Genomic DNA, 14813 nt, shown 5'->3' with positions numbered 1-14813 from the left:
TTTAAGCTAAATTCGAAGAGGGCTTCATCAATTTTTTTAAACTATCTGAAAATAAGACCAATCCACCCGCCATCATAATAATATCTTTCAATACAAGTCTCCCTGCTCCGGAAAGATAAGGAAAGCCATATTGTGGTGTAGGAAAGTCACCTCCAAGGTTCGGAACATATACTTCAGGTGTGGTCACCAGAAATGATAAAGTAACTAACGACATAAAAAATGTCAAAGCTCCTCCTATTGCTCCAATTTTTGGAAACCAAATGCCTAATAGTACTAATATTCCAATCCCCACAATCATTGTTCCCAATCCGTACGAAAATATATATGTTCCGTTGGCTGTATGCCAATCAATATTCTTCTTCACTATTTTTCCTTCCAGGTTTTTATACAATGTATATTCTGAAACAAATTTTTGGTTTTCATTCAATACTTTATTTCCTGCATTTTTATAGAAAAAGCTCATGAAAGGACTATTGGCAACAAATGGCACAATTCCGTCAGCCTCATATTGAAAGGCTTTAAGTACCCCAATCCATGCCATAACGATAAATATTGATATTCTTAGAAAATTGAAGAAATAAGCATCTAATTTTAATAAACTATTGTATAATCTACTGTTTTGCATATGATTTACTTTTTAAACAAAGGTATTCACATGCTTAGTGCTTTACCATAGATATTTCAGGACATTACATGGACATTTTTGCCACTACAGAAATTCCAACTTTTTCTCTGTATTGTTTTGGTGAACATCCTACAGATTTTTTAAAATATCTGCTGAAATAAAATTCATCACCAAACCCTAGTTCTGAAGCTATTTCCTTTACTGAACGGTAAGTGAGATGAAGTAATTTTTTAGACTCAAGAATGATTCTTTCATTGATCAACTGAGTAGGTGTTTTTGCAAATTCTTTTTTTACAGTTTTGCTTAAAGTACTGTTTGTGACATTCAGTTTATTGCTGTAAAATGAAAGTTCTTTCTCTTGCTTAAAGTTAATTTCAAGTAGTTTCTGAAATTCTACTGCATTTTTATTGGGTAGTTTTTCACTAACAGTAACGCCACTTTCAGCACCACTTTTTTGTTTGCTGCAGATAGCAAGAATTAGCTGTATATACGTTTTAATAATAGATTGCGAGAACTGATGATTCTCTCTTCCTTCTTTCTGAATATGATTAAAAAGTTCCAGAATATATTCATAATTCTCCTTAGAAAGTTCTATTCCCGGATTTAAATAAATATTATTGAAAAGAAGTCCGTTGCATGCCACCTCATCTTTATGATATTCAATACAGTAATAATCCCCATGAAAAAGAAGAACGTTCATATTCTCTCCTGAATCAGCAAAAAACTTTAGCTTTTGATAAGGTGAAAGAAACAGAATATTATAACCATTATAAGAATAATTGATTCCATCCACGGAAAATACACCTGTCCCCTTCCATACAATAACACTATAGTTTTCAGTAGTGAATTCTGAAAGAAAATGTGATGATAGGTAAGATTGTATTTTTACTTCCATAATGAGAGTTCTTATCTAATACAAATAACGTGATTATTTCACTTACATTCTGAATTACTCTTTTAACGCAACGAATGCTAAGATTTTATAATGATAATATGATTTTTAAGATCACAAAGGCGTTTCACTCAGCAAGAAATTGAAATTTTACTTTTTTAATGGTTTAAAATTCAGATTGAAAACAAAAAAAGCCGGATTACTCCAGCTTTTTAATATTCATTTTTAATATTACAATCCGATTACTGGCATTGATAACATTAAGATATTTTCGTTTTCTTCAAGACCGTCAAGTGGTTCAATGATACCAGGTCTGTTTGGTTGAGACATTTTCATGGTAATATCATCAGATCCTAAAATAGTTAACATTTCAGTTAAGAATTTAGAGCTGAATCCGATATTGATATCTTCTCCGTTATAGTCACAAGGAATCTGCATGTCTGCTTTGTTTGCATATTCAGTATCTTCAGCATGTAAGTGAAGAATGTTTCCTGAAAGCTTGAATCTTACCTGATTGGTAGATTTATTAGACATGATAGATGCTCTCTTGATAGCTCCTAATAAAAGGTTTCTGTTGATTGTCAATACATTTGGATTTTCCTTAGGAATTACCGCTGTATAGTTTGGATATTTACCATCAATCAGTCTACAGATCCAGATATGCTTATCAAAAGTAAACTTCGCCATGTTCTCATTGAAATCGATTCTTACCTCGTCATTTGAGCTTGCCAGAATATTTTTGAAGATATTCAAAGGCTTTTTAGGCATAATGAATTCCATTGGCTCGGCATTCATCAGGTCTGTTCTTTTATAAACAACCAATCTGTGAGAATCTGTAGAAACAAAGTTGGTTTCATTTTCTCCAAATTGGAAAAGAACTCCTGTCATTACCGGACGAAGAGAGTCATTACTTGTAGCAAATAATGTATTAGTTAAAGCTTCAGATAAAACACCTGCTGGCATTATTACACTTTGTGAAGCGTCAAATTCTGGTAGTTCAGGGTAGTCATCAGCGTTATCTAATGCTACTGCGAAATTATCTTTTTCATCTAAAATCTCAAGCTGGCTTCCAGTTCCTTCCGCATTGTCCTTTACTACAAATGTTAAAGGCTGTTCTCCATATGTCTTGATAAAATCCTGAAAAATCTTAGCAGGAACAGCAAATTTACCTGAGTCATCAGACTTTACTTCCAATGAAGTAACAAGAGTCGTCTCACCGTCAGATGCTGTAATGGTAACATTATTTCCGTCTAATTCAAAAAGATAGTTTTCTAAAATAGGTCTCGATTGAGAGCTTGATATTACGCCACTTACAGTTTGCAACGCCTTCTGCAGTTCACCACTTGAAATAATAAATTTCATAGATTTATATAATAAGTTTCTACAAATATAATAAATACATACAACAAAGAAAAAAATAATCTTGCGGAGTTTTGAACAATCATCGTCAACCTGTTTTAAGCCTTGACATTACGTTCAAATTTTCTGAATCATTTATTTTTGTTCAAAAAAGATTCGATTGGGAATCCTCAAGCTGATTTTTAATCTTGTATTTCAAATATAGCAGATTCGGTGGAACAATCAAAATACAAAACCTATCTTTGTTAAAAATAATTTAAAAAAATGCAAAAACCTCCTCTTCATAAAAGTTTTCTCAATGCTTTTCGGGGTGTTTTTGTGATGATAAAGACTGAAAGAAATTTTCAGATTGAACTTTTTGCTTTTTTCGTCAATATATTTCTTATTTCCTATTTAAAGCTTTCCAATACTGATGCTGCTATTATTCTTATTGTTTCCACAGCCGTCTTGAGTGCTGAAATTTTCAACACTGCCATTGAAAAGATTTGTGATTTCATACAACCAGACTATGATAAAAGAATTGGCTTCATCAAAGATATTTCAGCCGGAGCAGTTGTAATAATCGCTGTTTCGTCTGTTATAATTGGAATTCTTATTTATTGGAAGTATCTTTTCATTTGATCAACATTTCATAAAATTTCTATAAAATAGAAAAGATATTCATTTAATTTGATATTTTTTATTAAGTTCGCCAAAAATTAATCTTATGAAAAAGTTATTAGTCGGAATCTTTGCTGCAGGGGCTATTTCATCTTGTAGCGTGGGTGATGATACTTTACCGATGCCTGATAATTCTGGAAATAATAACAATACTAATATTGTTGGAGTTTGGAAAATACAAACTCAATATCAGATTTCGGGAACTAATAAAGAAACTGTTATTGCAGAAAAAGTTCCTGATGATTGTAAGAAACAGGGAACTTATGAGTTCAAAAATGACGGGAAATATTATATGGCAGATTATAACAATGTAGATTCTGTTTGTAAAAAAACGGAGGCTACTACTCCTTATGAATATAATCCTGCTCACATGAAGCTTACAATTGGAAGCAATGTAGCTGATGTACTTGAACTTTCTTCCAGCAAGCTTGTTATTCTAGTAGCTACAAATGAAGACTACAATGGGGATGGTATCAAAGACTATGATAAAACTGTTTTTTACAAATAAAAAGCACTTACAAATAAAAAGCCTGCTATCTTAGAATAGCAGGCTTTTCTTGTATTTCGAAAAGTAGTTGCTAAACTTATTTCACCGCAATCAAAATATCTACTTCTGCATCTGAAGGATTCTGAGCTTTTTCACCATACATTTCAAAGTCAGCGGTAAATATTCTTTGTAAATCCATATTCCATATTTTAATCCATTCATTGATCACCAGATCTTCTGCAAGGTTTCCTTTTGGAGTAAATTTCACATAGTTTCCGCCTTCAAAAGATTTCCCAATCATTCCTTCAGGAATTATATCAAGATTTTCTACTTTACATCCAAGTAATGTTGTGTAAGGTTTTGTATGGTCTTTTTCATAATCGGTATAAATGGAATAGATAGTATTATTTATTTTATTTGGAATGTTCTCCACAATATTTTCTTTCATCAATTTCTCCCATAATACCGGAATATCCTGTGCTGCCTGATTGTTTTCATTAGTTGTTCTTACTGCAATTCCGATCACCTTAAAAGGTTCAATTTTCACGTTGTTCATTTCTTGATATTTTGTTGTATGACAAAGATAGAATGAAGTTGTGACAACTGTTTGTCAGGAGTGTTTTTGAGATGAATAATTGTTTTTCTTTCTCAGGTTTTTATGATTTGGCTAAAGCCAATGGATAGATATTTAAATGTAAAAACGGGCTAAAGCCCGTTTATATTGATAATATTTTTTTAATCAAAAACGTTTCTAAAACGTTATGTTCATTAGATTATTTAAATTTTACAGTGGACAATAAGCATCCCATGCTTCCCCCGTCATACATCCATCATATTTTGGGCAATAGTAATAATAGGGTGAAGTGCTGCAGTTTCCATTTTCATCTTTAGGATAAATAATTCTAGGTGGGTTTGCCCCTCCTCCTTTTACCGTTTTTAATTCTTTTCTTTTAATTCTTTTTAAATTTTTCATGGTAATTTTATTTTTGTAGCTTAAAACTACTAAATAAAATTCACTCTGCTTAGATAAATTTAAGCAGGTTTATTTTCCTACATAAATAAATCCTTTGTTTCCGGATTTAAAAACGGTTTCTATTCTTTTATAATCATCTACTTCATATTCATCTGCTTGTAAAATTTCTGTTTCTGTCACTTCAAAAAGCACTCCTTCTACTTCGTCATCACTTTTTCCTGAAAACTCAAGAACAGGATGGTACTTTTGTCCGCTTTTGCGTAGAACTTCCGGATCTGTAATTTCAAGCATATTCAGCTTATATCCTGATAAAATATCTTTTTCTCCCTGTAAGATACGTCCGAATGTTTCAATCTGAACCTGTTCTTTCTGTAAGGTTCCGTAAGAAAATAAATTAGGCATTATAAATATTTTTCAATGATTGGTATTGCTATTTCAGCCATGATTCCATAGCCTTTTTCGTTTGGGTGAACTCCGTCTGCAGAAAGTAGAATTTCTTTATCATCTAATACTGCATTATAAAAATCAATATAACTTAAGGAATTTTCTACTGCAATATCTTTGAGAATCTGGTTGTAAACGATAACTTCTTCGTTGGTTCTTAATTTTCCGGATCCCACCACTATTCCATCTATTTTTTGAGCAATGGGAAGGATACTTACCAAATAAATGTCTTTAGAAAACTGCTTTGCATGCTGAACAGCAATCTTGATATTTTCTTTAAATTTATCCGGTTCTACACTATAAACTCCGTCTTTTATTGCAAGATCATTGGCTCCATAGCTGATAAAAACAAGGTTACCATCAGCGGAATTTCTTGCCGCCAATTCAACAGGCATTCTCTTTAATAATCCTTCTGTTGTTTCGCCACCTATTCCTAAATTGAATAAAATCAGTTCATCACCATTTCCTTCGTGGAATTTTTGCAGGGCATATCTCTTTAAAATGTCTACCCAACCTCCAAAAACGCCGTCATATTCTCCATATGTTATACTGTCTCCAAAGAACAATCCGTACACTATTTTCTTCATTCAATTAATTCTTTTGTTTATTGATTTCTGCTCCTTATTTTAAAGCTTTTCAAATATTTTTCAAAGTAAGATAAAAATCTGCTGAATCTGTTTAATCTGCGAGAAATTTTCAACATAAAATTATATTGAAAATATTATTTTAAACCATTAAAATAATTTAAGAAGCTAAGAAAAGTTAAGAATATAGCTGAAACTATTATTAAGCGGCTTCCTAAATTCATCTTTGATAAAGCTTAATTTACCTTAAAGTTTCATTTTTCTTAATGGTTGAAATATATTTTCTTGACGCAAAGTTTTTATTATGATTCTGTAGATTTCAGAGAACTAAGATAGAATCAACAAGTTGATTGGATGAAACTGGCTGGAAAGCTTTGAAAACAAATAAGTAGTATTATTGTAAACTTCCCACTCATTATTCATCAATCTAGTTTCAGGGTAATATTCTTGTGTGATTCAATAATTTCTACCAGAATATCAAACAGTGTTTGACCTTTTCCTTCATTCAGATCATCCAATTTTTGTTGTATCAATTCTGTATTGAAAGGTTTTCCCTGTTTTATTTTGTTTTCGTAGAATTCACGAGTTGCTTTAAACCCTAAATCTTCTTTTGATTTTTGAGCTCCTTTCCAAATGATTTCAATTTCTTCTTTATTTTCAAAGACTCCGAAACCACCGTACAGAATATCATCAAAACCATCTAAAGTTCCTACTTCCCAATCTGTGTCTTTCATTAAGACTTTGGAAACTTCTTCGTAGAAACCGTCTAAAGACGAAAAATGACCGCCATGGATGACGATCATTTTTCTTGTATTGTTATTTGAAGTATTCAACACCGTTTTTGAATATATTGTGATAATTCGCGGTTGGTATATTCTTCATAAGTCCGTCTGCAAATCTTTCAGGGTGTCCCATTCTTCCGTAGATCTTTCCACATGGGCTGGTAACTCCTTCAATTCCGAATAATGAGTTATTTGGGTTGAATGGCATTCCGTGAGCAATGTTTCCATCGAAATCGATGTATTGCGTTGCGATCTGTCCGTTTTCATATAACTTCTTGATTTCTTCTTCTGAAGCCATGAAACGTCCTTCACCGTGAGAGATTGGAATAGTGAAAGTCTGACCTTTCATTCCTTTTAACCACGGGCTTTCATCGTTCACTACTTTTACGGTAACCATCTGAGAGATGTGTCTTCTGATAGCGTTATGAGCCAATGTAGGAGAATTTTCATCCAGATCCTTAATTCTTCCGTAAGGTAATAGCCCTGATTTAACTAAAGCCTGGAAACCATTACAGATTCCGATGATCATACCGTCTCTGTCTAATAATTCGTGAACTGCATTTCTCATTTTTTCGTTCTTTAAAACGTTTACGATGAATTTTGCAGAACCATCCGGCTCATCTCCTGCTGAGAAACCTCCTGAGAAAGCTAAGATCTGAGAAGTTCTGATCTCTTCTACCCATGCATCAATACTTTCATCCAGCAATTGGTGGCTGATATTGATTAAAGGTAAACTGCTTACTACAGCTCCTTCTTTCTGGAATGCATTTAAGGTATCATATTCACAGTTTGTTCCCGGGAACACTGGAGCAAATACTTTAGGTTGTGCAATTCCGTGTTTCTTGATGATGATATTTCTTGGATTTATTGAGTTTGATTTTTCATCAATTTCAACCGTAATCTTTCCTTTTTCTATTGTTGGGAAAAGGTTTTCAAATGTCCCAGTATAAGCTGCTTCGAGATTTGTGATGCGGGTTTCAAGATTGTTGATCTTTAAAACTCCTGAATCTTTTACTTCTCCGATAAGTTGAAGAGATGCATTGCCTAGTTCTTCTTTAGCTTCGATGATTAAGCTACCGATATTTTTAGCTAATAAAGTATTTTCATCAGCATTGATTTCAGCTCCCAATCTGTTTCCGAAACTCATTTTTGCTAATGCTACTGCTACTCCTCCGTCTTTTACTGTTTTCACAGAAACAATTTTTCCTGCTTTGATGTTTTCAAAGATAAATTCATAAATACCTTTTAAAGCATCATAATTTGGAAGACCATTTTCCTCAGCGATGTGGTTGAAGAAATATACTTTGTTTCCAGCAGCCTTAAGTTCTGGAGAAATGATATTTTCTTTATTTCCGTTTGCACATGCAAAAGAAATCAATGTTGGTGGCACATTAAGATCCTGATAAGTTCCACTCATCGAGTCTTTACCTCCGATAGCAGCTAATCCAAGATTGATCTGTGCATCATAAGCCCCTAGAAGAGAAGCTAATGGCTTACCCCATTTTTCAGGTGCCTGTCCTAATTTCTCAAAATATTCCTGGAAGCTTAATCTGATGTTTTTATAGTCACCACCCATTGCAACAATCTTCGCCACACTTTCTACTACAGCATAAGATGCTCCTAATAATGAGTTTTGTTTTGAGATTTCAGCATCGAATCCCCAGCTTGCTAAGGAAACGGTTCTGATATCTTTTGCTCCTAAGATCGGTAATGTCTGCACACTCCCTTCCATTAGGGTCTGCTGGTACTTTCCACCTAAAGGCATTGCCACTGTTGTTCCTCCTACAGAAGAATCAAACATTTCCAATAGTCCTTTTTGGGAAGCTACATTTTTATCTTTTAAAGTATTCAGGAAGTTTTCTTCGTTGAATGCCTTAGTTTCTGTTTTTACTTCTTCAAGATGGTTAATTTTTACCTCCTGAGATTTTGAACATCCGTTTGTATCAAGGAAAGCTCTTGAAAGGTCAACAATTTTATCTCCTTTCCAGAACATCTGCATTCTTCCTGAGTCCGTTACTTTTGCTACCTCTACCGCAACAATGTTTTCAGCTTCACAGAATTTGATGAACTTTTCTTTGTCTTTCGGATCTACTACAACTGCCATTCTTTCCTGAGATTCGGAAATAGCCAGTTCTGTTCCGTTTAGACCTTCATATTTTAATGGTAATACATCAAGATTTACTTCTAAAGAGTCAGCAATTTCCCCGATAGCAACAGAAACTCCTCCTGCACCAAAGTCGTTTGACTTCTTGATTAGTTTTGTTAATTCAGGGTTTCTGAATAGTCTCTGGATCTTACGTTCTTCAACAGCATTTCCTTTCTGAACTTCAGAACTCATGGTGTGAATAGAAGTTTCGTCCTGTTCTTTTGAACTTCCGCTTGCTCCTCCTACTCCATCACGACCTGTTGCTCCTCCTAAGATGATGATAGAATCACCGTTTGCAGGTTTTTCACGTCTTACCCAATCTACAGGAACAGCTCCGGTTACAAAACCAACTTCCATTCTTTTTGCCTTGTAACCTTCGTCGTAGATTTCAGAAACCATAGTGGTTGCAAGACCGATCTGGTTACCATAAGATGAATATCCGTTCGCAGCCTGTTTAGTGATTGTTTTTTGAGGTAATTTCCCTGGTAATGTTTTGTCTACTGATTCCAAAACGTCTGCAGCACCTGTTAACCTCATCGCCTGGAAAACAAAAGATCTACCAGATAAAGGGTCTCTGATTGCACCTCCTAAACAGGTAGAGGCTCCTCCAAAAGGCTCAATTTCCGTTGGGTGATTGTGCGTTTCATTTTTGAATAATAAATACCAAGGCTCTTTTTTACCGTCGTATTCTGCTTCAATCTGGATGGTACAAGCATTGATCTCGTCAGAGATTACAAGGTTATCAAGGTTACCGGTTTTATGGAAATATTTACCGCATACTGTTGCCAGATCCATTAAGGAAATAGGTTTCAATTCGCGACCTAAGAATTTTCTTTTTTCGATATAGTCATTGAAAATAGTATCCAATGTCTGTTTGAATTTTCCTTCAAACTGAATGTCTGACAATTCTGTTTCGAAAGTCGTGTGACGACAGTGATCACTCCAATAAGTGTCTAATACTTTCAGTTCAGTTTCTGTAGGGTTTCTTTCTTCAGTTTTAAAGTATTCCTGAATAAATTTCAGGTCATCTAATCCTAATGCAAAACCGTGATTATTGTAGAAATTTTCAAGTTCTGCATCATTAAAATTAATAAAATTTTCGTGGATCAAAACCTTTGATGGTGTTTCATCAGCAGGAATATCCAATATAGACAAATCTTTTTCCTGAGATTCTACTTTATTGATCAAAAGATCTTTGATTTTCACCAGGTCAGTTTCTGAAACTCCTTCAAATTCGATCAGCTTTCCACTTCTTACTTTTGATTTTTCATTTTCTGTCAAAAGAGCGATACATTGCTGTGCAGAGTCTGCTCTCTGATCGTACTGACCAGGCAGGAACTCCATTCCGAAATGGATGCTTTTTGCAGGGTTTTCTGTATGTAAAATATCAGTTACCGGATCTACGAAAGTATTGTTAACTACTTTTTCGAATTCTCCGTCATTCAAATTGAAGATGTCATACACATTGTATACTTTTACACTTTGAATTGCCGGAACAACTGCTTTTACTTCATCAAAAATTTTTGGACTTTCAACATCGAAAATTCCTCTTTTTTCTACGAAAATTCTTTTGTTATTAGACATTAGATGTCAGATTTTATTTAATATTAGATTTATTTTTCCTTTCAATTTTTTATATCTATTGAATGATAACCATTTTCAGATACAGAATGTAGCATCAAAAACTTTCTCTATAATTGTCACATCGCTGATGCGACAATTTCAAATTAACAAAGACAGAATCAGATTACCTCATTCATCAGATATTTTTCAGAGAACCTATGTCAGATTGTTACTTTCTGTTGATCCACATTGGTCTCATTCCGGAGTACAAATTTACTCTTTTTACTTTCTTTTTCCTCAATCTTTTTTTTATAATACCAATGCCAGATTATTATCTTTGGTACCGTCATTATTGGATGCATTTTTAGAAGCTCCAATCCACTCTTCTTTATTCAATACAAATTTAAAAGAATAGGGCTTTCCTTTTTCAAATTGGGAGACAGGAACCTCCAATTCATAAAGGTTTTTATCCTTTTTTACCATCTGATATTCTTTATTTTCAGAATTCCAATTATTGAAACTTCCCGCTACAGATACGGTATTGATAAGGCTTCCATCAAGATTTTTCGGATGTGTGTAAGAGAAAACGATTTTATCTCCCTTTACGGAATATCCGTATACTTGTTTTTTATTTGAGGTTGAAGTAAGATCGGCGATTAAACTGTCCGTTCCATTATAAAGTGCGGTAAATGTTTCTGGTCCATTGATGTTCACTATTATACAGATTCCGATATTCAGCTCAGGAAATACAGTAAACAAGGTATTTATTCCATAGGATCCACCATGTTTAAATCCTCTTTTACCATGTTCAGAAATACAGTATCTATCCCAAAAATATCCATACCAGCTTTCTTTGCTGTTGTTTATGTTTCTTTGGGACTCTTGTACTATTTTATCTTGCGGGTTCAGTTCTTCTTTTAAAAATTTCATCATATCCCCCATCGTAGATTCGGTTTTTGATCCACCAGAGCCCCATAAAAGGCTTTGTCCAACAGGCATCAGACGATAATTTTCATGATATCCATTGGCTTGAGTTTCATTTTTCCCAAGTTCCAGTTTGGTATGATTCATTCCAGCTTTTGAGAAGATATTTTCTTTTAAAAGCGTTTCATAACTTTTCCCGTAAATATTTTCCAGCATGAGACCGGCTAACTCAAGGCTTAAATTACTGTATTTATATTCTTTACCAGGCTCCATATTTAATGTAACGGTAGCCAGATCTTTTTTAAAGTCTTCTTTGGTATATCCTTTATTGAGCTTCTCGTAAAGAAATGCCGTTTCATCGTTCATATTTTTCCTTAATTCATCATCAATAGGAAGATTTCTTGGAAGCGCTGTTTCGTAAGAAATTAAGTTTCTTATTTTTATGGGAATCCCGTTATATTCTAAGTTAGGATAAGATTCTTTAAGGTATTTACGTACATCATCATCAAGATTTATTTTCCCTTCCAGAACTGCCTGAGCCAATAACTGCCCAGTGAAAAGCTTGGTAACGGAAGCGATGGAGAAATAAGTATTATTATCTGCTTTATTTCCTTTTCCTTTGTCTATTTCACCAAAGTGCTTGGTATAGATTTTTCCATCTTTGATTATTCCGACAGAAACAGAATATGCTTTGGATTCTGCGGCAACTTTCTGAGCTGCGGCACCTATCATTGAGTACACTTTTTTATCGCTTTGCGCATGATTGTTCACAAATGCCAAGGCAAAAATAAATACAAGTATGTTTTTTCTCATTAAGTTTAATTCGGGGTATTTTTGAATTTATTCGGGTTATTAGAATGTTTTTTTTGGTATTCTTCTGCTTGTCTGATTTCCTCTTTCAACCATCTTTCAAAAGGAATCATTTTATCTTCATAATTTATAGTAAAAACGTTTTTTCCATCTTCTGACACAAAAAATTTCAGATCATCAAATGCAGCTAAGTTTGTTTTCTTATTATCATAGGTATTAATCTGATAATATGGAAAGTTTTCCTGTGGTCTTTCTACAATTTCAAAAAAAAGTTTTTTTTCATCTTCGGACATTTCATTATAAACGTTGACATAATGAATTGCTGAAATGATTTTATTGTATTTTTCAAAGAAGTTAAGAATATTTTTTTCTTTTTCGTTGTATTGAAATGAATAGGGATAATATTTCCCATCAATATCAACATCTTTCTCTGAATGTTTTGTAAGGGGTTGAACAGTTTCTCCTTTGATATTCATCACTCCCCAAGTACCACCTACCATTGCAGGATGTTCATCGTCTGTTTTTTCCCAGTCACAACCATCACAGAATACAGCATAACCATAATTGAAAGAAGAAGCAAAGTCGTGATTGGGTTGAATAATGATATTTCCGTTACGGTCTGCAAATCCTATTTTTCCGTTTTTCACAAACCTTCTGAGCCCTTCTGAAAAATAATCGGCTCCGTTATCATATAAATAAGGTTTGTATAAAAAATTACCTTTTCTGTCATAAACATATCCAGAGGTATTTTTTTCATACTTGTCATTTCTTTTCCCACCAACAAAGAGAATGGTTTCATTGCCAATTCCTTCTTTTAGTAATTCTCCGTCTTTGATGCCGGTATAATCTTTAAATTCTGCTGGAATGATGATTTTTCCAGCCTGATTTTTAACTCCAATTAAAGAATCTTTGGAAATAAAATACTTCAATACTTCTTTCTTCTGAGAGAAAGTCAGTACGGGAATCATTGCAATCAATAAAAGGGCTTTGTTCATGGCAGGTCTAAAATAAAATATGCAGCCCAAAAGGCTGCATATTGTTTTATACTTTAAGATCAGCTTCTAATCCTATCAAATCTTTGTTTTGGTCTATAATCGGCTGCACTTCATTCTTGACAAATTCTTCTGTCTGAATTGGCGCGAACCCGATAAAGTTCTTCGGATCTAAAACTTCTTTTAATTTTGATTTATCTAGTTTTAAAGAATCATCGTTTAAGATTCTTTCAATCAGGTCGTTTTCTTTACCTTCTTCCTTCACTTTCTTGGAAGCTTCCATAGAATGAACTCTGATTACTTCGTGAATTTCCTGACGGTCACCACCCGCTTTCACTTCTTCCATGATAATGTATTCTGTTGCCATGAAAGGAAGTTCTTCTTCGATATGTTTGTTGATTCTGTTCGGATATACTACGATTCCGTTCAGGATATTGTTCCAGATCAATAGGATTGCATCAACGGCTAAGAATGCCTGAGGAATTGTTAATCTCTTGTTTGCAGAATCATCCAATGTTCTTTCGAACCATTGTGTAGATGCCACCATTGCAGAACTTGTCGTTAAAGACATTACATATTTTGCCAATGCTCCGATTCTTTCACTTCTCATTGGGTTACGCTTGTATGCCATTGCGGATGAACCGATCTGGTTTTTCTCGAATGGTTCTTCAATTTCTTTAAGGTTTTGAAGTAAACGTAAATCGTTGGTGAATTTATGAGCAGATTGAGCGATATTTCCTAATAAAGCAACAACTTTAGCGTCGATTTTTCTATCGTAAGTCTGTCCTGAAACTCCGAACACTTTTTCGAAACCAAATCTTTTTGAAAGTTCTTTATCTAAGTGTTTTACTTTTGAATAATCTCCGTTGAATAACTCAAGGAAACTTGCAGCTGTTCCTGTAGTTCCTTTTACTCCTCTGAAACGTAGTGTTTCAAGGAAGAAATCTAATTCTTCGATATCAAGAACTAAACTCTGTAACCAAAGGGTTGCTCTTTTTCCAACTGTTGTTAACTGAGCTGGCTGAAAGTGTGTAAATCCTAATGTCGGAAGGTCTTTGTACTGAATCGCAAAGTCTGCTAAGTTCTTCATTACGTTCACCAACTTCTTCTTCAGGATTAAAAGTCCGTCACGGATCTGAATTAAGTCTGTATTATCTCCTACAAAAGCTGAAGTAGCTCCCAAGTGAATAATTCCTTTAGCTGAAGGTGCCACATCACCATAGGTGTGAACGTGAGCCATTACATCATGACGGAATTTTTTTTCGTATTCTGCTGCTTTATCGAAATCGATATTTTCAGCATTAGCTTTTAATTCAGCGATTTGCTCGTCTGTAATTTCCAGCCCTAAGTCTTTTTCGATCTCTGCTAAAGCGATCCAAAGCTTTCTCCAGGTACGGAATTTGTTATTATGTGAGAAATTAAACAACATTTCTTCACTGGAATAGCGCTCTTCCAATGGATTTTTGTAGGAATTCATTCGTTCTTTTACTTTTTAGATGTACAAAAATACGGTTTTTCGGTGAGAGATAAAAATCTTGGTTTTATGATTTTTGTGTTGTTTTTTTGGATAAA

The 14813-nt window shown here is 33.9% G+C and carries 14 protein-coding genes; 2 read left to right on the top strand and 12 right to left on the bottom strand.

The features are described 5' to 3' along the window. Position 1: 1 nt before the first annotated feature. The 3 genes from BBI01_RS02525 to dnaN form a co-directional block, all read right to left on the bottom strand. Complete coding sequence (locus tag BBI01_RS02525; protein WP_065393106.1) at positions 2-625, bottom strand: DUF417 family protein; 624 nt, start codon at positions 623-625, stop codon at positions 2-4. Positions 626-689: 64 nt separating this feature from the next. After that, on the bottom strand, positions 690-1520 hold the full coding sequence (locus tag BBI01_RS02520) for an AraC family transcriptional regulator (RefSeq protein WP_065393105.1): 831 nt from the start codon (positions 1518-1520) through the stop codon (positions 690-692). Between the two features lie 228 nt (positions 1521-1748). Further along, a complete protein-coding gene (gene dnaN / locus BBI01_RS02515; RefSeq protein ID WP_065393104.1) occupies positions 1749-2879 on the bottom strand; it encodes a DNA polymerase III subunit beta in 1131 nt (376 codons plus the stop codon). 261 nt (positions 2880-3140) lie between these two features. On the opposite strand from dnaN, the gene BBI01_RS02510 reads away from it, so the two are divergent. Both BBI01_RS02510 and BBI01_RS02505 read left to right on the top strand, forming a co-directional pair. Then, positions 3141-3497 carry a diacylglycerol kinase family protein gene (locus BBI01_RS02510; protein WP_065393103.1) on the top strand — a complete coding sequence of 119 codons (357 nt, stop codon included), beginning with the start codon at positions 3141-3143 and terminating at the stop codon, positions 3495-3497. Positions 3498-3582: 85 nt separating this feature from the next. Further along, on the top strand, positions 3583-4044 hold the full coding sequence (locus tag BBI01_RS02505) for a lipocalin family protein (RefSeq protein ID WP_065393102.1): 462 nt from the start codon (positions 3583-3585) through the stop codon (positions 4042-4044). Positions 4045-4120: 76 nt separating this feature from the next. Here BBI01_RS02505 and BBI01_RS02500 read toward each other — a convergent pair whose 3' ends face one another. The 9 genes from BBI01_RS02500 to purB form a co-directional block, all read right to left on the bottom strand. Next, positions 4121-4579: a GyrI-like domain-containing protein gene (locus BBI01_RS02500; RefSeq protein ID WP_065393101.1), complete on the bottom strand. Its 459-nt coding sequence runs from the start codon at positions 4577-4579 to the stop codon at positions 4121-4123. Positions 4580-4807: 228 nt separating this feature from the next. Next, the gene (locus BBI01_RS02495; protein WP_065393100.1) at positions 4808-4996 is read right to left on the bottom strand and encodes a bacteriocin-like protein; all 189 of its coding nucleotides are present in this window, start codon (positions 4994-4996) and stop codon (positions 4808-4810) included. A 69-nt stretch (positions 4997-5065) separates the two neighbouring features. Then, positions 5066-5398: a gamma-glutamylcyclotransferase family protein gene (locus BBI01_RS02490; protein WP_065393099.1), complete on the bottom strand. Its 333-nt coding sequence runs from the start codon at positions 5396-5398 to the stop codon at positions 5066-5068. Then, entirely contained in the window at positions 5398-6027 is a 630-nt protein-coding gene (locus BBI01_RS02485) for an SGNH/GDSL hydrolase family protein (RefSeq protein ID WP_083189991.1), read from the bottom strand. The genes BBI01_RS02490 and BBI01_RS02485 overlap by 1 nt, the downstream gene beginning before the upstream one ends. Before the next feature lie 419 nt (positions 6028-6446). Continuing rightward, positions 6447-6860 carry a barstar family protein gene (locus tag BBI01_RS02480; protein ID WP_083189990.1) on the bottom strand — a complete coding sequence of 138 codons (414 nt, stop codon included), beginning with the start codon at positions 6858-6860 and terminating at the stop codon, positions 6447-6449. After that, positions 6841-10536, bottom strand: coding sequence for a phosphoribosylformylglycinamidine synthase (locus BBI01_RS02475; protein WP_065393098.1), 3696 nt, complete (start codon positions 10534-10536; stop codon positions 6841-6843). The genes BBI01_RS02480 and BBI01_RS02475 overlap by 20 nt, the downstream gene beginning before the upstream one ends. A gap of 288 nt (positions 10537-10824) precedes the next feature. Next, entirely contained in the window at positions 10825-12252 is a 1428-nt protein-coding gene (locus tag BBI01_RS02470) for a serine hydrolase (protein WP_065393097.1), read from the bottom strand. Between the two features lie 5 nt (positions 12253-12257). Beyond that, positions 12258-13244, bottom strand: a complete 987-nt coding sequence (locus BBI01_RS02465) for a WG repeat-containing protein (protein ID WP_065393096.1) — start codon at positions 13242-13244, stop codon at positions 12258-12260. Between the two features lie 46 nt (positions 13245-13290). Then, positions 13291-14718 (bottom strand): adenylosuccinate lyase, encoded by a 1428-nt coding sequence (gene purB, locus BBI01_RS02460; protein ID WP_065393095.1) that lies wholly within the window; start codon positions 14716-14718, stop codon positions 13291-13293. Positions 14719-14813 lie beyond the last annotated feature (95 nt).

This window comes from Chryseobacterium artocarpi (assembly GCF_001684975.1).
Taxonomy (GTDB): domain Bacteria; phylum Bacteroidota; class Bacteroidia; order Flavobacteriales; family Weeksellaceae; genus Chryseobacterium; species Chryseobacterium artocarpi.
Note: the sequence above shows the minus strand (reverse complement) of the source record. Positions and strands in the feature narration are given on the sequence as shown.